The 25,593-nt window shown below is 36.7% G+C and carries 22 protein-coding genes and 2 rRNA genes (1 of these 24 cut by a window edge); 12 read left to right on the forward strand and 12 right to left on the reverse strand.

What is annotated here, in order from left to right; translation table 11 throughout:
- The first annotated feature begins 116 nt into the window (after positions 1 to 116).
- Positions 117 to 680, forward strand: coding sequence for a DUF5366 family protein (locus NST00_RS07725; RefSeq protein WP_016839495.1), 564 nt, complete (start codon positions 117 to 119; stop codon positions 678 to 680).
- A 210-nt stretch (positions 681 to 890) separates the two neighbouring features.
- Here NST00_RS07725 and NST00_RS07730 read toward each other — a convergent pair whose 3' ends face one another.
- Positions 891 to 2,741, reverse strand: coding sequence for a transglycosylase domain-containing protein (locus NST00_RS07730; RefSeq protein ID WP_340709833.1), 1,851 nt, complete (start codon positions 2,739 to 2,741; stop codon positions 891 to 893).
- 264 nt (positions 2,742 to 3,005) lie between these two features.
- Here NST00_RS07730 and NST00_RS07735 point away from each other — a divergent pair, with 264 nt between their 5' ends.
- A complete protein-coding gene (locus NST00_RS07735; protein WP_016839493.1) occupies positions 3,006 to 3,593 on the forward strand; it encodes a peptidylprolyl isomerase in 588 nt (195 codons plus the stop codon).
- 17 nt (positions 3,594 to 3,610) lie between these two features.
- Positions 3,611 to 3,838: a hypothetical protein gene (locus tag NST00_RS07740; RefSeq protein ID WP_040764878.1), complete on the forward strand. Its 228-nt coding sequence runs from the start codon at positions 3,611 to 3,613 to the stop codon at positions 3,836 to 3,838.
- An 80-nt stretch (positions 3,839 to 3,918) separates the two neighbouring features.
- Here NST00_RS07740 and NST00_RS07745 read toward each other — a convergent pair whose 3' ends face one another.
- From NST00_RS07745 to NST00_RS07780, 8 genes are all read right to left on the reverse strand, one after another.
- Complete coding sequence (locus tag NST00_RS07745; protein ID WP_340709834.1) at positions 3,919 to 5,121, reverse strand: MFS transporter; 1,203 nt, start codon at positions 5,119 to 5,121, stop codon at positions 3,919 to 3,921.
- Between the two features lie 63 nt (positions 5,122 to 5,184).
- Positions 5,185 to 6,456 (reverse strand): TRAP transporter large permease, encoded by a 1,272-nt coding sequence (locus tag NST00_RS07750; RefSeq protein WP_016839488.1) that lies wholly within the window; start codon positions 6,454 to 6,456, stop codon positions 5,185 to 5,187.
- Positions 6,437 to 6,934, reverse strand: coding sequence for a TRAP transporter small permease (locus tag NST00_RS07755; protein WP_016839487.1), 498 nt, complete (start codon positions 6,932 to 6,934; stop codon positions 6,437 to 6,439). The genes NST00_RS07750 and NST00_RS07755 overlap by 20 nt, the downstream gene beginning before the upstream one ends.
- A 108-nt stretch (positions 6,935 to 7,042) precedes the next feature.
- Entirely contained in the window at positions 7,043 to 8,080 is a 1,038-nt protein-coding gene (locus tag NST00_RS07760; protein ID WP_340709835.1) for a TRAP transporter substrate-binding protein, read from the reverse strand.
- Between the two features lie 65 nt (positions 8,081 to 8,145).
- Complete coding sequence (locus NST00_RS07765; RefSeq protein ID WP_168412847.1) at positions 8,146 to 9,189, reverse strand: DctP family TRAP transporter solute-binding subunit; 1,044 nt, start codon at positions 9,187 to 9,189, stop codon at positions 8,146 to 8,148.
- A gap of 182 nt (positions 9,190 to 9,371) precedes the next feature.
- On the reverse strand, positions 9,372 to 10,040 hold the full coding sequence (locus tag NST00_RS07770; RefSeq protein WP_168412848.1) for a response regulator: 669 nt from the start codon (positions 10,038 to 10,040) through the stop codon (positions 9,372 to 9,374).
- On the reverse strand, positions 10,037 to 11,521 hold the full coding sequence (locus tag NST00_RS07775) for an ATP-binding protein (protein ID WP_016839483.1): 1,485 nt from the start codon (positions 11,519 to 11,521) through the stop codon (positions 10,037 to 10,039). The genes NST00_RS07770 and NST00_RS07775 overlap by 4 nt, the downstream gene beginning before the upstream one ends.
- A gap of 226 nt (positions 11,522 to 11,747) precedes the next feature.
- Positions 11,748 to 12,935, reverse strand: a complete 1,188-nt coding sequence (locus tag NST00_RS07780) for a MalY/PatB family protein (protein WP_096551662.1) — start codon at positions 12,933 to 12,935, stop codon at positions 11,748 to 11,750.
- Between the two features lie 99 nt (positions 12,936 to 13,034).
- Here NST00_RS07780 and NST00_RS07785 point away from each other — a divergent pair, with 99 nt between their 5' ends.
- Positions 13,035 to 13,295 carry a DUF1871 family protein gene (locus NST00_RS07785; protein ID WP_016839481.1) on the forward strand — a complete coding sequence of 87 codons (261 nt, stop codon included), beginning with the start codon at positions 13,035 to 13,037 and terminating at the stop codon, positions 13,293 to 13,295.
- A 204-nt stretch (positions 13,296 to 13,499) separates the two neighbouring features.
- Positions 13,500 to 13,871 (forward strand): S1 domain-containing post-transcriptional regulator GSP13, encoded by a 372-nt coding sequence (gene yugI, locus NST00_RS07790; protein ID WP_016839480.1) that lies wholly within the window; start codon positions 13,500 to 13,502, stop codon positions 13,869 to 13,871.
- 35 nt (positions 13,872 to 13,906) lie between these two features.
- Here yugI and NST00_RS07795 read toward each other — a convergent pair whose 3' ends face one another.
- Positions 13,907 to 15,208, reverse strand: a complete 1,302-nt coding sequence (locus NST00_RS07795) for a PAS domain S-box protein (RefSeq protein ID WP_016839479.1) — start codon at positions 15,206 to 15,208, stop codon at positions 13,907 to 13,909.
- A gap of 149 nt (positions 15,209 to 15,357) precedes the next feature.
- Between NST00_RS07795 and pruA the strand changes: the two genes are divergently transcribed.
- The 4 genes from pruA to NST00_RS07815 all read left to right on the forward strand — a co-directional run bounded on the left by pruA (position 15,358) and on the right by NST00_RS07815 (position 20,339).
- Positions 15,358 to 16,914, forward strand: coding sequence for an L-glutamate gamma-semialdehyde dehydrogenase (gene pruA, locus NST00_RS07800; protein ID WP_026019155.1), 1,557 nt, complete (start codon positions 15,358 to 15,360; stop codon positions 16,912 to 16,914).
- 459 nt (positions 16,915 to 17,373) lie between these two features.
- A complete protein-coding gene (locus tag NST00_RS07805) occupies positions 17,374 to 17,517 on the forward strand; it encodes a hypothetical protein (RefSeq protein WP_172597779.1) in 144 nt (47 codons plus the stop codon).
- A 269-nt stretch (positions 17,518 to 17,786) separates the two neighbouring features.
- Complete coding sequence (locus NST00_RS07810) at positions 17,787 to 19,031, forward strand: Glu/Leu/Phe/Val family dehydrogenase (protein ID WP_016839477.1); 1,245 nt, start codon at positions 17,787 to 17,789, stop codon at positions 19,029 to 19,031.
- 144 nt (positions 19,032 to 19,175) lie between these two features.
- Positions 19,176 to 20,339, forward strand: a complete 1,164-nt coding sequence (locus NST00_RS07815; RefSeq protein ID WP_340709836.1) for an iron-containing alcohol dehydrogenase — start codon at positions 19,176 to 19,178, stop codon at positions 20,337 to 20,339.
- Between the two features lie 99 nt (positions 20,340 to 20,438).
- On the opposite strand, the gene NST00_RS07820 is transcribed toward NST00_RS07815, so the two are convergent.
- A complete protein-coding gene (locus NST00_RS07820; protein ID WP_016839475.1) occupies positions 20,439 to 21,413 on the reverse strand; it encodes a cation diffusion facilitator family transporter in 975 nt (324 codons plus the stop codon).
- A 14-nt stretch (positions 21,414 to 21,427) separates the two neighbouring features.
- Positions 21,428 to 22,141 carry an MgtC/SapB family protein gene (locus NST00_RS07825; protein WP_016839474.1) on the reverse strand — a complete coding sequence of 238 codons (714 nt, stop codon included), beginning with the start codon at positions 22,139 to 22,141 and terminating at the stop codon, positions 21,428 to 21,430.
- An 84-nt stretch (positions 22,142 to 22,225) separates the two neighbouring features.
- On the opposite strand from NST00_RS07825, the gene NST00_RS07830 reads away from it, so the two are divergent.
- The 3 genes from NST00_RS07830 to NST00_RS07840 all read left to right on the forward strand — a co-directional run.
- Entirely contained in the window at positions 22,226 to 23,131 is a 906-nt protein-coding gene (locus NST00_RS07830; RefSeq protein WP_016839473.1) for a DMT family transporter, read from the forward strand.
- A 260-nt stretch (positions 23,132 to 23,391) separates the two neighbouring features.
- A 16S ribosomal RNA gene (locus NST00_RS07835) occupies positions 23,392 to 24,944 on the forward strand.
- Positions 24,945 to 25,248: 304 nt separating this feature from the next.
- Positions 25,249 to 25,593: ribosomal RNA gene (locus NST00_RS07840) — 23S ribosomal RNA — on the forward strand (it continues 2,582 nt past the right edge of the window).
- The 16S and 23S rRNA genes sit together here, the layout of an rRNA operon.

Below are 25,593 nucleotides of genomic sequence, written 5' to 3' on the forward strand. Positions count from 1 at the left end.
GGAACCGTACGTACGGTGGTGTGAGAGGACGGGAGTTAATCGCTCCCTCCTTCTTGATAGATTGAGATTTTTTGTTATGATATGGTAGGAAAATACAATAAACGAGGCAAAGTACAATGAAAAATCCATACTTATATGGTTATTTACCATTATTTTCAATTATTCTGTATAGTCTAACTTTTGGAATTTTTACAGTAAGTAAGTCTATTCAACTTTTTCAATCTATTGGAATCTATAATGGCATGCGAGAATTTCTAACAGAAGTAGAAATTCGGATGCTATTATTGTTTGTATTCTTCCTTTGCTTTTTCATGCTGTTTTCAGCTTTAAAATTGATTGGAGAAACGATTCACGAAATAGGGATGTTGTTTTTTTCAAAGGATTCAGAAGGTGGTGCTGTTAAAGCAGCACGCGGAGGATATGTACTTTTCTTTATCGGAAGTCTTATTAGCGCCTTTGCTATCCAATCCTTTACTGCACTAATAATCATTTTTGCATTATCACTATTTTGTTTTTTCGTCTATTCAATCTATAAAATGAGCCAATATATGTCTTTATCTGGGATGATTGGATTAATCGCCTTTGAAATACTCTTTTGGTCTTTTTTTATAACAGTCGTCATTTTTGTTTGTATGAAACTTTACAACGGGATTTTGGCGAGCTTGCCTTTTGCTAAATAAGGGATAGACACTCTTATTCTAATCTGATTTAAGCGAAAGGAAAGTTCCTGCCGTGTTCGCTTCGTCGCAATTTATCTGCGATGAAAGCAATATTAAAGTAAAGCTTTCCCGCGGGAATGGACATGAATAAGAGAGGAAAGCCCATGCCCGCGGAAAGCTTCCAGCTGAAGCGAAAATCTATGATAGAAAAATATCATCCAAATAGTCATTTTATTGGTTAATAATACGGTTAAATATGTTGAAATGAATTCGATCGTCTTCTAATTGAAGCATAGATGTTGGTTGATCATAGCCAATCCAAACGGCTGCGGTATATTCATTGGATAATCCAGCGATCCAAAAATCTCGATATTCGTTCGTAGTGCCTGTTTTTACCCCAATATAGGATGAATTTGCATGAATCCCTCTTCCTGTTCCACTTCGCACTACTTCGTTTAATAATGAACGCATGTATTGTACAGTTTGTTTAGACCATATTTGTTTCCGTTCCGATGGCCACTGATACAATATGTTTCCTTGTTGATCGGTAACTTTTCGAATTGCATGGGATTTAACGTAACTTCCATCGATAAAGCTTGTATATGCATCGGCCAATTCTAATGTAGTTACACCGTATGTTAGTCCACCTAATGCAGCTGCGTAGTTTTTATCTTGTTCTACAATCGATTTAAAATTGAATTGTTGTAAATATTGAAAGGCTGTCTCTATACCAACTTTTGAAAGCAGACGAACAGCTGACGTATTCAAGCTATGTTTAAAGGCAGTTGAAATCGTTACATCGCCATAGATTGCTCCGCCGTAGTTTTGTGGACAAAACGCCCCAATGCAATATTTTCCTCCATTCACGATGGAGGAAGGTGAATAATTTGTTCTTTCAAATAGCGGTGCATATACAATTAACGGTTTAAAGGATGAACCTGGCTGTCTCGGAGCCTGATAAGCTCTATGAAAATCGAATTTATTGTAGTTTTTTCCAGCATACATACTCACGATTTCCCGCGTCTCATTTTCAATGACAACCGCGCTAGATTGCAAATTTTGAATGGTTAAAAGAGAATTAATTGATACATCATCTTTTGATTGTTTTTCAGGATCTAATGCTGTATGTATGATGATGCCAGAATAAAGAAGTTCATTGATTTTGTTATCTAATTCTTTTTGAAGCAGCAATTTTTCCTCTGGTGAAGCTTGTTGCAGCGCTTCGTTGTATCCCTCAGTTTCTGCAATTAATTGATTCAGTTCATGTAATACATACGTGCTGTAAGCAGGGAAGTTTTGCGTTTTTTCTTTTATGTTCAACCGAATGGGTTCTTCTTTATATTGTTTTGCTTCATCAAGGGAGATGACATTTTCTTTTGCTAGAAGATCAATTAAACGTTCTTGACGTGCTTTCGTATTGTCAAAATGCTTTAACGGATCATAAATAGAAGGGTTATTTGGTATAGCTGCAATAAAGGCGATTTCCGCAACGGATAAATGTTGTATTGGTTTTTGAAAATAATAGGTTGCAGCTGAATTAATACCATATACTTGATGACCGAAGTACATTTCATTTAAATACATTTCAAAAATGGTGTCTTTATCATATAGTTTTTCTAGTTCGTAAGCATACAACACTTCCATTAGTTTGCGTTCATATGTTTTCTCTTCCGATAAATAAAGCATTCGAACAAGCTGCTGGGAAATTGTACTGCCCCCTTGTTGAATAGAATTTTGTTCCGCATTGGTTATGACAGCCCTCATTATAGCACTTATGTCAAAACCGATATGTTGATAAAAATCTCGATCTTCACTTAAAATAAAAATTTGTTTAACGATTTCGGGTATTTCTTCTATGGGAATAGGATTTCTCCATTCCACGTAATCTTCGTTAAATAAATCTCCGTTTCGATCTAACATTTTAACAGGAAGCTGTTTTTTTATTTCTGGGAGTTTGATTTGTTCCTGAATTTGTTCTTTATGATTTTGTGCTTTGGCTGCTTCTTCCCAAATTTTGTCTCCAACAACAAAAAGAAGAGGGAAGAGGCAAAGAATCATAAGATACCCTAACAATTGCCTCACATTTATTCCTCCTATTGCCTACAAGAAAGAATACCATATTTTTCATTAGAACAGTTCACTTTTCATATCATTACAACATGTTTATAAAGAAATTTCCGAAAAAGATGAATGAAAGAAAGAGGAGTATAACAACTTAAAATAAGTAGAAATAGAAGTGAAATAACTTAATTAGCGGAAAAAATTCATGTTTTATGGTAAACTGAAACGAGGAAAATAAGAAAATGTAGTCATCACTATGATTTTATTTATAAAGGAGAAGAAGAAATGTACCCACAATTAACGAAAGAATTAAACCCTGGAGAAATCTTAGTTGAAATGAAAACGACAATGGGGTCAATGAAAATAAAGTTGTTCCCAGAACATGCACCTAAAGCGGTTGAAAACTTTTTAGGTCATGCAAAGTCAGGTTATTATGAGGGTATTATTTTCCACCGTGTTATTGCTGATTTTATGATTCAAGGCGGAGATCCAACTGGTACAGGTATGGGAGGGGAATCCATTTGGGGAGAACCTTTCGAAGATGAATTCCATCCTGAACTGTTTAATTTACGTGGAGCGTTATCCATGGCGAATGCTGGTCCAAATACGAATGGTTCTCAATTCTTTATTGTACAAATGCCGCAAGTACCAAGTGATATGATTGGACAAATGGAACAAGCAGGTTTTCCAAAAGAAATCATTGAGGAGTATGCTCGTATTGGAGGAACACCTTGGTTAGACTATAAGCATACTGTATTTGGTCATGTTGTTGAGGGTATGGAAGTTGTAGATAAAATTGCCAATGTCGAAACAGATTTCCGAGATAAGCCGTTAGAAGATATTAAAATAGAATCAATTACAGTGCTTGAATAAGACGACAGAAAGAAGTGATGATTGTGCACTTGCTATTATTATATGGCGATTTTTTATATTTTCCTGAAGACAAAAAAGCATATATTCCAGCTGCAGTTGAATTGATATTGCTATTTGTACTTTGTTTTGCTGTCTTTTTCCTTGTAAAAAAAATATCAAAAATACAAGAAATGAAGACAAAAGAGTTGGAAAAGCGAATGTTGCGTGAGCGTAAACAAAATAAAGACACAATAATAAAAGAGTAGGATTAGCTACATGAAAAGGCTGTCTAATAAGCATAAGCTTTTAGACAGCCTTGATTGTTTTAAACAACTTACTATTCACCTTATACACTATGTTTTTGGTGGAATCTTTTTAACGAAAAATTTAAAAAGATAAGATAAGAAATTGTTGTAGTGACAGTAATCAGTATGAACCCTTTCCATCCTAAATAATTATAAATGGGGGCAACCAAGGTGCTTCCTGATGCAACACCAATATAATAGGAAACTAAATAAAGACTTGATGCACTTCCTTTTAAATGGGTTGCAGTTTTGCCAACACTTGCTGCAGTTAACGAATGGGCGGTGAAAAAACCGAAACAAATTACACACAAACCGAGCAATACGATAAAGAGTGAAGAGTGCAATGTGCATAATACTCCGAATGATAATAAGCAGATTGCAGTAGTTCGTACTTTATCTAAAGTAAATTTATTTGATAGCCAACTCGCAATAGGAGCTCCTAATATTCCAAAGGCATAGGCAAAATACAAAAAGGAAATGGATTCAAGCGACATTGAAAAAGGCGGTTCTGCCAATTGGAAAGGGAGGTATGTCCACGTTCCAGTAAATGTGACTTGTAATACAATACCTAATCCGAATAAAACAAGTAAATTTGGATTTTTTAAATGAAATCCAAAACCTCTAATATCTTCCCAAAAACTTACAGAACTGGGAACGAAATGTTTTGATCTTGGTAATGCAATCAGAACAAAAAGAAATACACCAAACCCAAAAATGGTAATAATCGTAATTGCTAATTGCCAACTGTAGTTTTCTGAAAGATACCCTGCAAGAAAACGTCCAATCATTCCACCAAGCGCATTGGTAGAAATGTAAATGGATGTTGCTAAATTTCTTACTTTCGAATCGATTTCCTCTCCGATATACGCAAGAGATGCTGCCGGAACTCCAGCAAGGGTGAAGCCTTGAATTAATCGCAATATTGAAATCATCCAATACTTTTCCACAAAAAGCATAACCAGAAAAGGAATGATAGATAAAAGAATAGAAAGTTTAATAAATAATACTCTTCCATTCCGATCCGATAAAAAACCTAAAACAATCAACCCTAGAATCAAAGATAAGGTTGCAAGCGACATGGTTAAACTAGAATATGTTACGGATATTGCAAATTCTTTTTCAAATACAGGAATGAGTGGTTGAAAGGCGTAGAAAGTTGCAAATATAAAAGTTGAAGCTAAACCGAGACTCGCGACAACTCGCCAATAACCAATTTCATTAATATGATACCCCTTTGTTTCCATACGTGAACACCTACTTAATGGAAGTATAACGGACACAGTAGGAAGGATCCGTTATAACGTCAATTATTTTCCAATTCCAAATGGTAACCAAAGTGACAATTGTGGGAAGAGAATGACGACAACTAAGTATGCAATCATTAATACGATAAATGGAATAACTCCTCGAACAACCATCCCAAGTTTTTCCTTCGCTATACCTGCAACGACGAACAAGTTTAATCCAACTGGTGGTGTAATCATTCCAAGTTCTAAGTTGATAACCATGATAATAGCGAAGTGATATAAGTCGATGCCAAAATGTTTTAAAATAGGTAATAGAATTGGTAATGTAATTAATATGATGGATACAGCTTCTAAGAACATACCTAAAATAAAGAAGAGCAAGTTAACAATGAGCATGAAAATCCATTTGTTCATGCCGCTTTCCGCAATCCACGCTCCAACTTTTTGCGGAACTTGTTCGTTTGTGAGATATAATCCGAATAATGAAGCAGCCCCGATAATTAAGAAAATCATGGCTGTTACGTTGATGGATTCAACTAAGATTTGACGGAAATCTTTCCAACTTAGTTCGCGGTAAATAAAAATTGAAACGATGAGGCCATAAACAACAGCAATAATAGCAGATTCAGTCGGAGTTACAACCCCTGAGTAAATCGTACCTAAAATTAATACCGGCAAAAATGCACCCCAAATGGCTTTCAACGATTTTCGACCGCGTTCTTCCCAACTTGCTTTTTCATCGCCTTGATATCCCTGCATTTTTGCATATACAATCGCTGCTACAATTAATACAGCAAGTAACCCTAATCCAGGGATAACCCCGGCCATGAATAGTTTTCCAATCGATTCTTCCGATGTAATACCGTAAATAATGAGAGGTACACTCGGAGGAATTAAAATACCAAGAGTTCCTCCAGCAGCCACTAATCCGAGAGCGTATTTTTTCTCATATCCAGCAGCAACTAATGCAGGAATCATGATAGAACCAATTGCAGCTGCTGTTGCTGGAGAGGAACCAGAAATTGCTGCGAAAATCCCGCATGCAAGTAGTGTTACGACCGATAATCCACCAGGTAAGTGTCCAACCCAGGCACGTAATGCCTCAATTAAATATTTTGAAATTCCCCCACGAGCCATAATGGCACCTGCTAATACGAATCCAGGAATGGCCATCATAGGAAAGGAATCAAGTGCCGTAAACATGCGTTGCGGCATCATGTTCATATTAAAATCAGCCATGAATAACATTAATATGGTAGCTAGAGCCAAGCTAATAGCAATTGGAACACGTAAAAAAATCAATACAAAGAAACTAATTAAGAGGGTTAGCATAGTCTTCATCCTTTCTACGCAGAATGTTTACCAACCTTTCAATGAAACGAAGCAGGAAAAGCACTCCTGAGATTGGTAGTATTAGGTAAACAATCCACATAGGGATTCCTACATCTAGAGATACCATTCCGGAACTAATGCGAGCAGTGACTAAATTCCATCCGTAATATGTATAGATTAGGCAGAAAACAATCGATAGCACTGTCGCTAGTATATTGATGAAATACTTTCCCTTATTTCCTAAACGATCATATAAAATATCTACTTGAATATGTTGATTATGTTTTAGCGCCATACCAAATCCTAAAAATGTTCCCCAAATTATTGAATACCTTGCGACTTCTTCTACCCATGCTTGAGGATGATTTAAAAAGTAACGCATAACAACTCCGTAGAAGATCAATAATACACCGACGCCAAAAAAGATGCTGGCTAATATTTCTTCTAACCAAGTCCAAAGCTTCGATAATGCCTTCACTTGTTATCAACTCCCTTATAATGGAATACATATATGAAAAAAGATGGAGTGTCGAAATAAATTCGACACTCGAAAAAAATAGGGAAAAGACTGTGTTATAAGGATGAATTATTCAGCTAATGCTGTAATGCCATCGATTAATTCTTGTGTGATGACATCAGTAAATTCATCATAAACAGGTTGTAAAGCTTCTCGTAAAGCTTGGCGCTCTTCATCAGTCATTTCATAAACTTCAACAGTGCCTAAGCTTTTGATTTTTTCGAAGGATTTTTGGTTTTCTTCAGCTGCTAATTTTTGAGCGTATTCAGTAGCTTCACTAAGCGCTTCTTCCACTAATACACGTAAATCTTCAGGCATTGATTCCCAGAACGATTTGTTTACGAAAATTGCATAGTCAAGGCGACCATGTTGAGTTGTAGATAAATATTTTTGAACTTCATAGAATTTCATTGTATCAAAGTTGTTGAATGGGTTTTCTGCACCATCAACAGTTCCTTGTTGAAGAGCTGCGTAAGTTTCACCGAATGAAATTGTTGCAGAACCTGCACCTAATGATTCAAATTGTTTTTCTAATACTTGTCCAGCTTGTGTACGGAATTTCAAACCTTTGAAGTCTTCAGGTTTTACTAATGGATGTTTGTTGTTAGAGAAATGTTTGAAACCGTTTGGCCAGAATGCCATACCTTTAATATCGTTTTGTGCTAATTGCTGAGAGTTGAATAATTCTTGCGCTACTTCTGAATCAAAGAATTTTTGAACATGTTCTTCATCTTTGAATAAATATGGCATATCAACATATTGCCAACGTGGGTCGATTTTCACCATTTTTGTAACGGATGGAGCGATCATATGTACGTTCCCTGATACTAATGCATCAAGCTCATCCGCATCGCCGTATAATTGTGAAGATGGATAAACTTCAACTTTTACACGACCTTCTGTTTTTTCATCTACTAATTCAGCAAAGTAGTTAGCAGATTTACCTTTTACACTATCAACTGCAGTTACGTGTGAGAATTTGATAATAAGTGGTTTGTCAGCAGTGTAATCTTCACTGGATTTTGGTTCACTGCTTGAACTGCCGCCACATGCAGCAAGGGCAAGAGCTAGCACCCCTAAAATAGTGGCTAATAGCCATTTCTTCATGTAATTATCCCCCTTAAATGTAGTAATGTTTTTATTGTAAAAAGAGCGCAAAGTCTCTTTTTTACCTATTTGACATATTTATATTTCGGAAGATTTTGAATGTAGTAATCCCCGTAATGTTGGGTGTAGTAGTGATATACGGGCGTAAAATGTTCTTCCCATTCTTTTTTCTCTTCCTCAGATAAATAATAGATTTGTATGCATTGGCATTCTTCAATTTCTTGCAGTCTTCTGTCATTTAAATCTTCTGCAAGCTGCCATTGCCATTCTTGAACTTCATGAAGCGTCTCGGTAATAAGTTCCCGATCTTCATCAGATAAACTTTCCCAAAAATCTAAATTAAATAGTAGAAAATAACCTAAATATCCATGATTTGAAATAGTTAAGTATTTTTGCAATGAATAAAAGTTTTTACTTGTGATATTTGTTAACGTATTTTCTTGTCCTTCTATATCACCTTTTTTCAGCGATTGAAAGACGGTATTAAAGTCAATTTTTCTAGGAAAGGCGTCAACAATGTAATATTGTTGTGCTAAAATATCGCTCTGCATAATGCGCATCCGTATTCCTTTTAAATCTTGATAATGCTCGATCGGTCTAATGTCGTTGCTAATTTGTTTAAAACCGCTATCCCACAAACTAAGAGCGATAAGATTATGCATTTTTAATAAATCTTTTAATCGATTCCCGGCTTCACTTTCTGTAAATTCATGAACTTCTTCTAATGAATTAAAAGCATAGGGAAGATCGTATACAGAAAGTTCAGGAACCAAATCTGTCAACTTCGAAATAGCAGGAGCAATTAATTGGATATCTCCTCTTAAAAGGGCATCCAATTCTTCCACATCTTTATAAAGAGTTCCGTTTGAAAACACTTGTATTTCAATTCGACCGTTTGATCGTTCTTTAATGAGTTCAGCAAATTTTCTAGCTGCCATCCCTTTTGGTGTATCTTCACCTACGACATGGGAAAATCGGATGACAAGTCGCTCATCTTCACTTAACTGTTCTAAATCAGTGGGATAATCTTTTATTTGAGAGCACGCAAGAGTTAAAAATGGTATGACTAATAGAAAACAAAATAGAATTACTTTTATTGAATCTCTCATCGTTTTCCCCTTGAACTTGCTGTTTGATGTAGATAGTTTCATGTTATATGAAAAACGAAAATTCTCAATATTATGGTATTAATGGACGTTTTGTTCTTTTTGGTATACAACAGTTATTTTGAAATAATAACTGTTGTATTACATAGATGAAGGCAAAAAAATAAGAGCCTTGATAGCTCTTATTAAATGGAATAATATTTTGTTGGACGACCCACTGTACCGTATTTTAAATCGATTTTGACTTCACTAATACTCGCAAGATAGTCTAAATATTTTCTTACAGTGACTCTCGCCATGCCTGTATTTTGTGCTAGTTGTTCAGCTGTGACGGGACCGTTGATTTCTTTTAATTTGTCGGTGATTTGTTTCATTGTAATTTCATTGAGTCCTTTTGGTAATTCTTTTTGAGACTCATAATACATGCCATAATAATCATCGATGTCATCTTGCTTAAGTTCGGTTTTCGTTGTTAATTTTTTTCTTGAGCGGGCATAATCTTCTAACGCTTGTTGGAATCTTTCTAAGCGGAAAGGTTTCACTAAATAGTCGAAAGCTCCTAAGCGTGTCAATTCTTGAACTGTTTTTGCATCTCTAGCTGCAGTAATCATAATAATATCAACTGGGAGGCGTTCTTGACGAATTTTGTAAAACAACTCTAACCCAGAAATATCTGGTAAATACATATCTAAAAGGATTAAATCAGGCGTTTTGTTCTTAATTTCTCGATAGGCTTGTTCACCTGATTGGGCTTCCCCAACTAAGTTAAATCCATTAATTTTCTTTAAAAAACTCTTATTTACTTCCAATACCATTGGATCGTCTTCCACAATTAAGACATTTATATTGGTCACAGTACATTCCTCCCAACTTGTACGATTATTGTTGTGCCAACACCAACCTCTGAAAAAATTTGAATTGTTCCATGATTGGACTCGATAATTTGCTTCACTAATGCTAATCCAATCCCATGGCCTTGTTTATTTTTCGTTGTATAACCATAATTAAAAATTTGTTCCACTGGTTCTTGAATTCCAACGCCATTATCTTGTACTTCAATATATAAATAATCTTGATCCCCTTGAATGAGAATATCTACATATCTTTCTTCTTTAGAAAGACATGCTTCCATTGCATTATCTAGCAAATTCCCAATAATAGTGATTAAGTCGCCACTAGAAAAACCTGTGACATAATCAAGCAAATAGGAATCGTCGCTTAATGTTAACTCAACACCTAATTCTTTCGCTCTTGAGAATTTTCCAATTAATAGTCCTTGAATGGAATAATCGTGTATTTTATCTTTAATTTTTTGAAAAACACTTTCTTCATCAGTAATTTCATCTAAGATTAGACTGATGGCTTCCTCATTTCGATTGAGTTGAATAAGCCCCGCAATACTATGTAATCGGTTTAAAAATTCATGGTGCTGAGCCCTAAGTGTATCCACTAAAGTTTTTACACCAGTTAATTCTTCAGCTAAGGTGTGTGCTTCTTTATGGTCAGTAATGACGATGAGGGAACCAGCATTTTTATCATGTATTTTTAGTGGAAAAATTCGGACTAAGTACATTTGATTTAACAAAGATAGCGGTTTATAACTTTCTTGTTTTTCAAGGCGTTCTTCGGCTAACCAAGTATTTTTAAATACCTCTTTTAATGTTCCTTCCTTCGCAAAAAAATGAGTATATTTTCTAGCTAAATGATTCATATATGTAATTTTCCCTCGGCCATCTGTGGCGAGAATTCCAACATCCATTGCTTGCATAATTGCTGAACGTTCTTCCACGATACGAGCAATTTCATATGGTTCTAAGTTTAACGTTTGCCGTTTAATTAGATTGGCAATCAAGATCGATCCTATCAACCCAATCAGTAACCCCCAAAATAATGCGATAAAAATATCTAATTGATATTCTCCTACTAATTGGTACCATTTTGGCGTAATGATTCCGACCGTGATGACACCTACTTGTTTTGTAGCATCTGGATTCATAATAGGTACAAACGCACGAATCGAGAATCCTTGAACTCCGATTGCTTTTGAAATGTATTCGTGTTGTGACAAAGCTTCATTGTTTTTTATTTCTTCATTGATGGTTCCAATTTTACTTTCGGACGGATGAGAATATCGTACACCTTTCATATCGAAGATCACAATATAATCGACGTCCGTTGCCAATCGAATTCGTTCTGCAATCGGTTGAATAACTTCAAAACCTTCCTCTTTTCCAACGGTTTTTTGTACATCTTCTAGTTGGGCAACTGTACGGGCGATAGCGATTGCTCTAGATCCAAATTCTTTTTCAAAGGCGCCAGAAATATTATGAATCATAATAATTCCACTGGTTAAGATAGAAAATAACACGATAACAAAGGAAAAAATAAACATTGTTAATCGAAGAGGAAATCTTTTCATCACTTTATTGATTGTAACAACCCCATTTTCAAATAATTAAGAATTTATTTTTTCTTATTATATAATAAATAGAAGATTGAAAAAAGGTAACAAATAAAAAGACTCTAACCTTTAATAGGTTGAGAGTCTTTAATAAATGTTTTTATAATAAAGCTTTTTTGAATCGTTCAACACCGTCTTTTACTGTTTCAAATGGACATGCTAAATTGATACGAAGGAATCCTCGGCCAGCTTCACTATATTTTGTACCTGGTTCTAATGCGATTTTTCCTTTATTTATCAGACGATCCATCATTTCGTTTTCAGAAAGACCAGTTCCACGATAATCAATCCAAACGAGATAGGTGGCATGAGGACGAATGATTCGAATGCCATCCAACTTATTTAATTCTTGCTCTAAATAGTCAATGTTTTTGGAGACGTATTGAATCATGCGATCGAGCCATTCGTCACCTTTTTCATATACCGCTTGTACACCGCTAGCTGCAAGTACGTTCCAATCGTCTAGACCATGAGCCATTTTATTTTGAATTAATGCATTTCGTAATTGTTTATTTTCTGCTACGATAATCGCTGCATGAAGTCCAGCTAGATTAAATGTTTTCGTAGGGGCAATACATGCGACAATTTTTGCTTGTTCGGCACCTTCTACAGTCATAGTCGGGATATGTTTATGACCTTCAAAGACAATATCTGAATGAATTTCATCTGATATAAGTAAAACATCATATTTTATACATAATTGGATGAGTTTTTTCAGCGTGTCTTTTGACCAAACAACTCCAGCTGGATTATGTGGGCTACATAAAATATAAGCTTTTACACCTTTTTTAAATGCTTCCTCCAACTGTTCAAAATCATATTCATAAATATGCTCTTTACTTTCTACTAAATCGCATTCGATTATTTGGCGATTAAGGGCTTTTGGTATGCTGAAGAATGGTGCATATACCGGTGTTGAAATACATATTTTGTCTCCTGGTTCTGTGAAGGTTTCAATAATCGTAGCTATAGCAGGAACAACACCGCTATGGAAGATCAGGGCATCTTTATTTATATGCCAATTGTGGCGACGTTTGTACCATTGTTGGATGGCCTCTTTGCATTCGTCGCTGATGTAGGAGTAGCCGAAAATCGGATGATTTAATCGTTCTTTTATTGCGTCAATAACAATTTGGGGAACAGCAAAATCCATATCAGCAACCCACATTGGCAAAATATCAGAGTCATCTTCGACACGGTATTTTGCACGGAAGCGTTCTTTAAATTTGTCCCATTTAAAACTATTGGTGTTTCTTCTTTCATATATTTCATCGAACTGGATTGTCACAATTATCACTCTTTTCTATTTATTTTTTATCTTTAAATCTAATGATAATATGATATCATAAGAAGGAAAATAAAGAATAATTTGTGTTAGGTGAAATTCGTGGAAGACGTATTAATGAATAAAAAAGCGAAGCAAGCTTTAATGAAATGGGATCCCTTTCAAATGGGAGAAGGTGCTTATGAAATTGAAGCCAGCGATGTAGTTGCAGCGTTGCAAGCGATAGATGATCCCACAGAATTAGCAAAAGTAATTCAGAGAGTATACGAACACTCCTTTGAAATTTGGATTCCTTTCGAAAATTGTGTGGAAATGGCTTATCAATTAATTGCGATTAAATTTGAAGCTAAATGTATTATATAAAAAGTGATAAAAAGTGTCGCTCCTTTAAAAAAAGTCGACACTTTTTATTTTACTTTCAAAATTAATGTTATGATAAACTTTTATAAATTCATCAAAAAAAATTGGAAGCTTTTTTCAAAAAAAGGTGATTTTTTGTTTCGCCGTTACTCGTTATGTTATAATTTAACATGACATTTACGTAGTGAAAGAAAGTAGGAAAAAATTATGAAAAAAAAATATGAAGTAGGTGAAGTTGTAACAGGGAAGGTAACCGGGATTCAACCATATGGAGCTTTTGTGGCATTAGATGAATCAACACAAGGTCTTGTTCATATTTCTGAAATTACTTATGGTTACGTTCGAAATGTAGAAGATTTTTTTAAAGTTGGTGACATAATACAAGTAAAAATACTTGATATTGATGAACGTAACGAAAAAATTAGTTTATCTACCCGTGCTCTTCAAGACCCACCACCACAAAAGAAAATGGATAAGAATCCGAAAAAAACATTACAAGAACGTGTAAATGAACAGGATGCAAACGGTTTTCAGACGCTAAAGGAAAAACTTCAAGATTGGATTGAGAGAGGGCATTAAAAAAATCCCAAAAGCGAGTATGCTTTTGGGATTTTTTATATGTTTAATTTTCTTAGTCTGTATTGTAAATTTTGTCGTGTCATACCTAATGCTTGGGCAGTTTTTGTAATATTTCCTTCGTTCATTTCTAATGCATGTTGTAAATAATATTTTTCCACTTCTTTTAAATACTCGTTTAATGGCAATAATTCCCGATTTTGTTGAAGAAGGAAAAAATCCGGTTTTCTCATTTTTTCGTTTTGTTGTTGTAACTTAAACCGGAAATGTAATGGCAACATTTCGTATGTAACGTATTTTTCATTTGTAATCATCGAAGCGATTTCATCTAACAATAGTTCCAATTCCTTTAAATTTCCAGGCCAATCATATTCAAGAAACAATTCCATTACATCATTTGACAAACCTTGAATATTCGAATTAAAACGTTCGCGATGTCTTGAAAAGTAATCATTTACGAAAGGTTTAATGTCTTCTTTTCTAGTGCGCAAAGCGGGTATAGAAATGCTCATTGAAGCAAAATAATAATATAGGTCTTTCAGCAATTGATGATTGCCAATTAAATCAATTGGGTCTCCACCGACACTGCCAATAACCATATGCTTTTCTGGCGGTAGGCTTGTTAACAGTTTATGTAGTTCTTTTTGAGTGGAGAGGGAATAAAATTCAATTCGTTCAAAGAAAAATGTATATGATTTATCTTGTTTTAAATACGTTTTTAATCTTTCTAATTGATTTGGCCTTCTGCTGAAAAGAGTAACAAATTCATCGTTTTTCGGCTGAAGCTCGTGATGGATTCCTTCTGCTATTAAATCTTTTCCTGTTCCAGATTCTCCAATTAATAATACAGGAATACGGGCACGAGCTGCTTTTTTTGCGTTTTCTTTAACGATTTGCATCGGTTCAGAGATCGCAGTAATGACATCAAATGTTAATGGTTCCCCATATCGACGTAAAGGTTGATAAATAAGTTTTTCCAAAGAAGTGATATCACGGGCAAATTCTATGGCACCGATAAGTTTTTCCCCTTCGTAAATGGGGTACGTATCATTAATCGTGGTAATTTCATGACCATATTTATTAAAATATGTTTGTTTTACGTTGATCTCTTTGATTCCAGTTTTTAATACGCGCAACAACGTACTGTCATGGGAGCGAAATGCAAAAAGTTCTAAAATAGAACGATCGGTAATGTCTTCCACATCAAAACCTTCTATTTCTTTCATTTTTTTATTATATAAGATCGTTCTTCCTTCCGTATCAACAGCATGAATGCCAACTGAAACATGTTCTACAGCAAATTCATACAGTTTTAGAAGTTGTTTACTATTTAGAGACATCGTCAACACCCTCAAAAAATTTTTTTGATTATGTTATATAATATGTATTGAAAAATGCAATAATATTTTGCATTATTATATATATAAATATTCTATAGGTGCAAATATTTTTTGCATACTATTTATGTAATTTATTTTAAGGAGGAGTAATAATGATTCCCTACAAACATGAACCCCTAACTGATTTTTCAATTGAAGAAAATCGTCAAAAGTATCTTGAAGCATTAAAAAAAGTTGAAAGTGAATTAGGCAAGGATTATCCATTAATTGTTGGTGGAGAAAGAATTACAACGGAAGATAAAATTACTTCTTATAACCCTGCAAATAAAACGGAAGTTGTAGGTCGAGTTTCAAAAGCAAATAAAGAAATTGCAGAAAAGGCAATGCAAATTGCAGATAAAACGTTCAATACATGGAAAAAAGTAGATCCAGTTATCCGTGCAGAAGTTTTATTTAAAGCTGCAGCGATTGTTCGTCGCCGTAAATTTGAATTAGCGGCATGGTTAACAAAAGAAGCAGGTAAACCATGGGTACAAGCGGATGGAGATATTGCTGAAGGGATCGATTTCTTAGAATACTACGGTCGTCAAATGTTAGAAATTGCAAAAGGAAAACCGCTTGAAGAAAATCCTGGAACAATCAACAAATATGTTTATATTCCGTTAGGTGTTGGTGTTGTTATTTCACCATGGAACTTCCCATTTGCTATCATGGTTGGGACAACTGTAGCAGCTGCTGTTACAGGTAATACTGTACTTTTAAAACCAGCTTCTACAACACCAGTTATTGCTTATAAATTCATGGAAATCTTAGAAGAAGCAGGAATGCCACCAGGAGTTGTTAACTACATTCCAGGACCAGGTTCAGAAGTAGGAGATTATTTAGTAGATCATCCACGTACACGCTTTATCAGCTTCACTGGTTCTCGTGATGTTGGTATTCGCATCAATGAGCGTGCTGCCGTTGTTAATGAAGGACAAATTTGGCTTAAACGAGTAATCGCTGAAATGGGTGGTAAAGATGCGATTATCGTAGACGATGCTGAAAATGCTGATTTAGAATTAGCAGCTCAATCTATTGTAACTAGTGCTTTCGGATTCAGTGGTCAAAAATGTTCAGCATGTTCACGTGCAATCATTGTAGGAGATGAAGCTTACAATAAAGTTGTAGAACGAGTTGCTGAATTAACAAATGAACTTGTTGTAGGAGATCCTGCAAATGAGGAAACATATGTAAACCCAGTAATTGATGAAGGTGCATTTAAGAAAATTGCTGAATATATCGAGATTGGGAAGAAAGAAGGCCGCTTAGTTGCTGGTGGACAATATGATGATTCAAAAGGTTACTTCATCCATCCAACAGTATTTGCAGATGTAGATCCTAATGCTCGAATTATGCAAGAAGAAATCTTTGGTCCAGTTCTTGCAATAACAAAAGCAAAAGATTTTGATGAAGCACTTGAAATTGCGAATAATACAGTGTATGGTTTAACAGGTGCTGTCATTTCAAATAATCGCTTCCATTTACAAAAAGCTGCAGAAGATTTCCATGTAGGTAACTTATACTTCAACCGCGGATGTACTGCTGCAATTGTTGGATATCAACCATTTGGTGGATTCAACATGTCTGGTACAGATTCAAAAGCAGGTGGACCTGACTACTTGATTCTTCATATGCAAGCAAAAACTATTTCTGAAACGTTATAATTTAAAAAGCAGACGTTTTTATACGTCTGCTTTTTTAGTGCGCCTGGCATGGGTGTAATCTATAGGGTGTAAGTCCCGAACTGTGAAGGCAGAAGTAACAGTTAGCTTAACGCAAGGGTGTCCGTGGTGACGCGGAATCTGAAGGAAGCGAGCGGCAAACTTCCGGTCTGAGGAACACGAACTTCATATAAGGCTAGGTATCATTGGATGAGTTTGCTAAACAAAACAAAGTCCTTTCTGCCAAAGGTGGTACAGAGTAAATGAAGCAGATAGATGGAAGGAAAGATTACATTCTTACCCGGGGAGGTCTGGCGGATATGTGAAGTACGCTTCATAACCTACTTAGTGATAAGTAGCTGAACCGTCAGAAGTCAGCAGAGGTCATAGTATTAGTTGGTTTAGAACTACTAAGAAGGACCGAACAATTAAGAGAGAATAGCCCTTGGCATTCAGTGAGTCATGATGAACACAGAAAACGTAGTACCTCACTTGAGGAAGGAAGCGGTGAATCCCGTGGGAGACCTCTTGGAGGGTGGAGTGACCACTGGCATAAAGAGAACAGCTATTCACGGAAGTTATAAAGACTTGCGTCAATCATCTTAATTGAACCGCCGTATACGGAACCGTACGTACGGTGGTGTGAGAGGACGGGAGTTAATCGCTCCCTCCTACTCGATTCAAAATGAATGATAAATAATTTGTTGAGCTAATAATATAAATTGGGAGAAAAAATGGTTGTACATATGGTAGGACATCATTAAAATGGAAATTACCAATACAATCAACTCGATTTATTTACAAAGTATGTTAATATGATGTTGAGGAACTTTCTACAAAATATTAAATCATTGAGTTAAAAGAGGCGAGAATATATGTCTGAAAATGTAAATCTTCTTACTTCAACACAAGATGTGATTAAAGAAGCATTAAATAGGCTTGGATATGATGAAGCGATGTATGAATTATTAAAAGAACCGCTTCGTGTGTTAAAAGTGCGCATCCCCGTAAAAATGGATGACGGTACAACGAAAGTATTTACTGGTTATCGTGCTCAACACTCAGATGCGGTTGGTCCAACTAAAGGAGGAATCCGCTTCCATCCAGATGTGACCGAGGATGAAGTGAAAGCGCTTTCTATGTGGATGACTTTAAAATGCGGTATTGTTGATTTACCATATGGCGGAGGTAAGGGTGGTATTGTTTGTGACCCTCGTCAAATGTCAATGGGAGAATTGGAGCGATTAAGCCGTGGGTATGTTCGTGCTGTGAGCCAAATCGTAGGACCTACAAAAGACATTCCTGCTCCAGACGTATTTACGAATGCCCAAATTATGGCATGGATGATGGATGAGTATAGTCGAATTGACGAGTTCAATTCACCTGGATTTATTACAGGAAAACCAATTGTTTTAGGCGGTTCGCAAGGACGTGACCGTGCAACTGCAGAAGGCGTGACAATTGTTATCCAGGAAGCAGCGAAAAAACGCGGTATTGATATTAAAGGTGCACGAGTAGTTATTCAAGGTTTTGGAAATGCTGGTGGATTCTTGGCGAAATTTATGAGCGATTTAGGTGCAAAAGTGATTGGTATTTCCGATGCTTATGGTGCTTTATATGATCCAGACGGTTTAGATATCGATTACTTACTAGATCGTCGAGATAGTTTTGGAACAGTAACAACATTGTTTGAAGATACAATTACAAATAAAGAATTGTTAGAATTAGACTGCGATATTTTAGTTCCAGCAGCAATTTCAAACCAAATTACAGCTGAAAACGCACCTAATATTAAAGCTAAAATTGTTGTCGAAGCTGCGAACGGTCCAACAACTGCTGAAGCAACAAAAATCCTTACTGAACGTGGAATTTTATTAGTACCTGATGTACTTGCTTCTGCTGGTGGGGTAACTGTTTCTTATTTTGAATGGGTTCAAAATAATCAAGGCTACTATTGGTCTGCTGAAGAAGTGAAAGAAAAATTGCGCGAGAGAATGGTCAATGCATTTGAAAATGTTTACCAAACTGCGCAAAGTCGAAATATCGATATGCGCCTTGCTGCGTATATGGTTGGTGTTCGCCGTACAGCTGAAGCTTCCCGCTTCCGCGGATGGGTGTAATATACAACTGAATCTTGATTTAGAGTTTGCTTCTTGAAGAAGAATAACACCATTTTTCTGCATTGAAAAATGGTGTTATTTGTTTATTCGTATTTTTAACTTATAGTGTGAATTGTAAATTTGCTCATAAAGGAGAGTGTTTGAGTGAATAATTTTGTTTTTACTAATCCTGTTCGATTATATTTTGGGAAGGGTGAAATACGTAAATTAAAAAAGGAGCTGCCGAAATACGGGAGAAATATTCTGCTTGTTTTTGGAGGAGGCAGCATTAAGAGAAACGGGCTATATGATGAAGTGACTTCTATATTGAAAGATCTTGATTTGAATGTTTTCGAATTAAGTGGTGTAGAACCAAATCCAAGAGTTGAAACGGCTAGAAAAGGAATTGATATTTGTAAGAAAGAATCTATTGATTTTGTACTTGCGGTTGGCGGCGGTTCGGTTATCGATTGTTCTAAATTAATAGTTGCTGGAGCAAAAACGGAAGAAGATCCATGGGATATTGTAACGGAAAAAGTGAAGGTAAAAGATGCATTGCCTCTAGGAACAGTTTTAACGTTAGCTGCAACTGGATCAGAAATGAATGCGAATTCTGTTATTTCCAACGAAAAAACGAAAGAAAAATATGGTTGGGCAAGCGGAAGGGTGTTTCCAAAGTTTTCTATTCTTGATCCGACATACACAATAACAGTACCAAAGGATCAAACGGTATACGGTATTGTCGATATGATGTCCCATGTATTTGAACAATATTTCCATGATGCGGAAAATACATTGGTAATGGATGAATTGTGTGAAGGGTTACTGAGAACAGTTATCGAAACAGCACCAAAATTAGTAGATAATCTGGAAAACTATGAATTGCGGGAAACAATTTTATTATCTGGAACGATTGCTTTAAATGGAATGTTATCAATGGGATCAGAGGGTGATTGGGCAACTCATGAAATCGAGCATGCCATATCAGCAGTATATGATATTCCACATGGTGGGGGGCTTGCGATTCTATTTCCAAACTGGATGAAACATGTTGTTCATGTAAATCCGCATCGTTTTGCTCGGCTGGCTACGAAAGTGTTTGGAGTAAATCCGTCTCATAAGACTGTAGAAGATGTTGCATTTGAAGGAATTGAACGTTTAAGAGAGTTTTGGACATCTCTAGGAGCTCCAAGTTCACTTAAAGATTATTCTATTGATGATTCAAAGTTGGAATTATTAGTTGAAAAAGCAATGGCGAATGGTCCAATTGGACGTTTTAAAGTTCTTGAGAAGAACGATGTAAGAGAAATTTTGAGGATGTCTTTATAAATGGGGAGGCTGTCTAGTATTAGACAGCCTATTATCTTTAACAGTGTAATATATCATTGTATTAACATGATAAATCATTTTAGCGATTTCACAATTAAGTTATCCATTATTCTTTTTATGATATTTCCACTCTGTTATTCCGTCGTCTTTGTCAAAAGCAAGAGTTACTTTTGTAACGCCTTTTTGAGCCAAAATTAATTCAACTAAGTGATCTCGAACACTATCCAAATAATCAAGAGATTGATGAGGATTGGTTTCTACAACGATTTCAACATGGAGAAACTCTCCTTCCTTTACAACTTCTAACCGTTCAATATCTTTTACATGGGGATCTTCCATTACTAAATTACCAATGTGTATTAACATTTCTTCATCTGTTTCGCCGATTGCACCACGAGCGTTGTCAAGGAATACTCGACCCACTACATAAAACATCATTACACCTATAATCATGGATACTAAACCTTCTAATGCGTAAAAGTTCGTAAAATAAGCGATAATGATAGCTAAAAATGCTAGTACATTTCCCGCGGTAGCAACTGCATCTTCCATCCATACTAATTTTGTCGCTGGTTTAGCTCGGTTTAAATAAATAATTGATTTTGGAATTGCTCCTATACCGGAAGTTTCGATTCCTACTTCATGTAAAGTTTCTTTTGCAGCTTTTTGTAGAACAATGGCTTCCAGTATCGTTCCTAATAACAAAACACCAAGGGCGAATAGGATTCCATCTGATTGTTCTTTAGGATGTAAAAAATGATGGAGACCTTCTTTTACTGTTTCGTAAGAAAGTATTGCAACGATGATGACTGCTCCTAAACAAACAAGATTCACTACCCGCCCAAATCCATTTGGAAACCGTTTTGTAGGCGCCTTTTTTGATAAAGCAGAACCAATATAGACGAAAAATTGATTGGCTGCATCTCCTAATGAGTGCATCATTTCGGCAAACATGGCTACATTCCCTGTAAAAAAATAAGCTGCTCCTTTAATAATACCTAAAGTTAAATTCACAATTGCTGCAGATAATGATGGTTTATTTCCGTCTTTTAGTAATTTTATTATTTCTAACATCGATTTCCTCCAAATTAAGATAAAATTTCAATTTCAATTTTTTGAATATAAGGAAGTGCATGAAAGGTGTTAAAAACTGTATAAGTGTTATTTTTTAATAATGTGGAAAAACGAATATCAACTTCATAAGTCAGATTTTCGCCAGTAATGCGAATATTATCGATAACCATCCCGTTTTTTTTCATGAACTTTAGCAATTCCTCTATATTTTCTTTATGTGCAATCTTTGCTTTAAGAGAAAGTTCTCGCATCCTTATTCGTTTTGGCCCAATTTTTGTTAAAAAAGGTGCTACGATTTCAATACCGAAAACGACAATGATAACTGTTAATAATGCTTCTATATAAAACTCGGCACCGACAGCAATTCCAATTCCAGCCGCTCCCCAAACGATAGCAGCTGTGGTTAAACCTGTAATACTATCGTTTCCTTTTCTTAAAATGACACCTGCACCTAAGAAGCCGACTCCGCTCACAATTTGGGCTGCAAGTCTTAGTGGATCCATTGTGATGTTGATATCACCTCTAGGAGGGGTACTATATGCAGTATCAATCGAAATAATGGTTAATAAACAACTAAATGTAGAAATTACTAAGCTAGTTTTTAATCCCACAGGTTTTTTCTTTAATTCTCTTTCGATTCCGATAATTAAACTTAACATTGCAGCAAAGGCCAATTTAAATAAAACGACGCTGCGAATCGTTTCATGAAAAATGTGAAAGTACCCCAAGACATTTCCCCCTTTTTTTATTGTGCAAAAACATTAATCATGTAAAAATGGATATTGAATAAAGTAAAGTTAGGGGTAAATAAAATGGAAAAACCACCGATTCATCCATCTATAGCAATCATTATTGGTGTCATTTCGATTTCTTTTTCTGCTATTTTGGTAAAACTAGCAGATGCTGAATCGGGTGTTATCGCTTTTTACCGTATGCTATTTACGGTGTTAATCTTGTCACCGATATTTTTAAAAAAACATGTACACGAATTAAAAATGTTAAATAAAAGAGATTGGTTGTTCTCTACAATTGCCGGAATCTTTTTGGCATTTCATTTTATACTTTGGTTTGAATCACTAAACTACACTTCGGTTGCAAGTTCTACGGTTCTTGTTACAATGCAGCCCTTATTTGCTTTTGTAGGAACATATTTATTTTTTAAAGAACGCATTACAATGCAAACAATATTGTCTGGAATTATTGCTATATCCGGTAGTGTTTTAATTAGTTGGGGAGATTTTAAAGTAAGTGGCAATGCTTTATTTGGAGATATACTAGCGCTTATTGCTTGTGGCTTAGTAACAGCATATTTTTTATTTGGACAAGATGTAAGAAAGAGATTATCCTTAATTACATATACGATGGTCGTATATTCTATTAGTACAGTTTGTTTATTATGTTATGTCATAATAAGAGAAGAGTCATTTGGTCCTTATCCAATGATGACATGGATATGGTTTTTGTTGCTTGCAATCCTTCCGAATTTACTTGGCCATTCACTTTTTAACTGGGCTATTAAATGGATAAGCACTACAGTTATTTCAATTGCAATATTATTTGAACCAGTTGGTGCATCAATTTTAGCATTGTTTATTTTTGGAGAAAAATTGATAGTTACACAAATTGTTGGTGGAATTATAGTAATTGCAGGAATTTTGTTGTTTGTACTAGATTTGAAAATGCTAAAAATTTTTTTCAAAAAAACTATTGACTCCTAATGAAATGTGTTTTAATATATATCATGTCCTTAGCGGACGAGATAAGTTTTGTAATAAAAAACAAAAAATAACAAAAAACATCTTGACAATAACAAAACAAGATGTTAAAATGAAAAAGTTGTTTCGACCGATAAATAATGAAACAAAAATGAACCTTGAAAACTGAACAACAAAACGTTAATGCAATAAATTGTCTAGTTGTTAACCCTCGTTGACAAACTAGATTCGGACATTAAATTTTTGAGCAAATCAAATTTTCTTTTATGGAGAGTTTGATCCTGGCTCAGGACGAACGCTGGCGGCGTGCCTAATACATGCAAGTCGAGCGAACCAATTGAAAGCCTAGCTTTCATGAGGTTAGCGGCGGACGGGTGAGTAACACGTGGGTAACCTGCCCTATAGACTGGGATAACTCGCGGAAACGCGTGCTAATACCGGATAACACATCAAAGTGCATGCTTTGATGTTGAAAGATGGTTCTGCTATCACTATAGGATGGGCCCGCGGCGCATTAGCTTGTTGGTGGGGTAACGGCCTACCAAGGCGACGATGCGTAGCCGACCTGAGAGGGTGATCGGCCACACTGGGACTGAGACACGGCCCAGACTCCTACGGGAGGCAGCAGTAGGGAATCTTCCACAATGGGCGAAAGCCTGATGGAGCAACGCCGCGTGAGCGAAGAAGGTCTTCGGATCGTAAAGCTCTGTTGTAAGGGAAGAACAAGTGCAGTAGTAACTGGCTGCACCTTGACGGTACCTTACTAGAAAGCCACGGCTAACTACGTGCCAGCAGCCGCGGTAATACGTAGGTGGCAAGCGTTGTCCGGAATTATTGGGCGTAAAGCGCGCGCAGGCGGTCTCTTAAGTCTGATGTGAAAGCCCCCGGCTTAACCGGGGAGGGTCATTGGAAACTGGGAGACTTGAGTGCAGGAGAGGGAAGCGGAATTCCATGTGTAGCGGTGAAATGCGTAGAGATATGGAGGAACACCAGTGGCGAAGGCGGCTTCCTGGCCTGTAACTGACGCTGAGGCGCGAAAGCGTGGGGAGCAAACAGGATTAGATACCCTGGTAGTCCACGCCGTAAACGATGAGTGCTAAGTGTTAGGGGGTTTCCACCCCTTAGTGCTGCAGCTAACGCATTAAGCACTCCGCCTGGGGAGTACGGTCGCAAGACTGAAACTCAAAGGAATTGACGGGGGCCCGCACAAGCGGTGGAGCATGTGGTTTAATTCGAAGCAACGCGAAGAACCTTACCAGGTCTTGACATCCCGCTGACCGCTATGGAGACATAGCCTTCCCTTCGGGGACAGCGGTGACAGGTGGTGCATGGTTGTCGTCAGCTCGTGTCGTGAGATGTTGGGTTAAGTCCCGCAACGAGCGCAACCCTTGTCCTTAGTTGCCATCATTCAGTTGGGCACTCTAAGGAGACTGCCGTACAAATACGGAGGAAGGTGGGGATGACGTCAAATCATCATGCCCCTTATGACCTGGGCTACACACGTGCTACAATGGACGGTACAAACGGTCGCGAAGTCGCGAGACGGAGCCAATCCGAAAAAACCGTTCTCAGTTCGGATTGCAGGCTGCAACTCGCCTGCATGAAGCCGGAATCGCTAGTAATCGCGGATCAGCATGCCGCGGTGAATACGTTCCCGGGCCTTGTACACACCGCCCGTCACACCACGAGAGTCTGTAACACCCGAAGTCGGTGAGGTAACCCTTTCGGGAGCCAGCCGCCGAAGGTGGGACAGATGATTGGGGTGAAGTCGTAACAAGGTAGCCGTATCGGAAGGTGCGGCTGGATCACCTCCTTTCTAAGGATATTTACGGAAGCGTTAGCGTTTTGTGTTCAGTTTTGAAGGTTTATGACCTTCAAAGTTATAGTGTTGTTCTTTGAAAACTGGATAAACGACATTGAAAGCAAGATATTTACTGTAAAGCGTAAACAACTAGGCTAACACGACGTAAATGCGACGTGGATTAAAAGCCGTAAGGGTTGCGAGACGCAAGCAAGACAAGGAAATGAGCGAGTGAGAACCGGAGTGTACTATATGCGTACATGAGGATTCGAACGAGCGAAATTGACGAAGTATTGCGCAGCGTATCGAAAACCGAAAAGGTTAAGTTGTTAAGGGCGCACGGTGGATGCCTTGGCACTAGGAGCCGATGAAGGACGGGACTAACACCGATATGCTTCGGGGAGCTGTAAGTAAGCTTTGATCCGGAGATTTCCGAATGGGGGAACCCACTGTTCGTAATGGAACAGTATCTTAACGTGAATCCATAGCGTTAAGAAGGCACACCCAGGGAACTGAAACATCTAAGTACCTGGAGGAGAAGAAAGAAAAATCGATTCCCTGAGTAGCGGCGAGCGAAACGGGAACAGCCCAAACCAAGAGGCTTGCCTCTTGGGGTTGTAGGACACTCTATACGGAGTTACAAAAGGATGGGTTAGACGAACCG

The organism is Ureibacillus sp. FSL K6-0165 (genome assembly GCF_038004285.1).
Classification (GTDB): domain Bacteria; phylum Bacillota; class Bacilli; order Bacillales_A; family Planococcaceae; genus Ureibacillus; species Ureibacillus thermosphaericus.

Coding starts and splice junctions, on each gene's coding strand:
- NST00_RS07750 (WP_016839488.1), bottom strand. CDS start 6,456: ATGCTAACCCTCTTAATTAGTTTCTTTGTATTGATTTTTTTACGTGTT.
- NST00_RS07805 (WP_172597779.1), top strand. CDS start 17,374: ATGATGAACACAGAAAACGTAGTACCTCACTTGAGGAAGGAAGCGGTG.
- NST00_RS07740 (WP_040764878.1), top strand. CDS start 3,611: ATGATTGTGCACTTGCTATTATTATATGGCGATTTTTTATATTTTCCT.
- NST00_RS07795 (WP_016839479.1), bottom strand. CDS start 15,208: ATGTCTCTAAATAGTAAACAACTTCTAAAACTGTATGAATTTGCTGTA.
- NST00_RS07765 (WP_168412847.1), bottom strand. CDS start 9,189: ATGAGAGATTCAATAAAAGTAATTCTATTTTGTTTTCTATTAGTCATA.
- NST00_RS07725 (WP_016839495.1), top strand. CDS start 117: ATGAAAAATCCATACTTATATGGTTATTTACCATTATTTTCAATTATT.
- yugI (WP_016839480.1), top strand. CDS start 13,500: ATGAAAAAAAAATATGAAGTAGGTGAAGTTGTAACAGGGAAGGTAACC.
- NST00_RS07830 (WP_016839473.1), top strand. CDS start 22,226: ATGGAAAAACCACCGATTCATCCATCTATAGCAATCATTATTGGTGTC.
- NST00_RS07760 (WP_340709835.1), bottom strand. CDS start 8,080: ATGAAGAAATGGCTATTAGCCACTATTTTAGGGGTGCTAGCTCTTGCC.
- NST00_RS07735 (WP_016839493.1), top strand. CDS start 3,006: ATGTACCCACAATTAACGAAAGAATTAAACCCTGGAGAAATCTTAGTT.
- NST00_RS07745 (WP_340709834.1), bottom strand. CDS start 5,121: ATGGAAACAAAGGGGTATCATATTAATGAAATTGGTTATTGGCGAGTT.
- NST00_RS07820 (WP_016839475.1), bottom strand. CDS start 21,413: ATGTTAGAAATAATAAAATTACTAAAAGACGGAAATAAACCATCATTA.
- NST00_RS07810 (WP_016839477.1), top strand. CDS start 17,787: ATGTCTGAAAATGTAAATCTTCTTACTTCAACACAAGATGTGATTAAA.
- NST00_RS07775 (WP_016839483.1), bottom strand. CDS start 11,521: ATGATTCATAATATTTCTGGCGCCTTTGAAAAAGAATTTGGATCTAGA.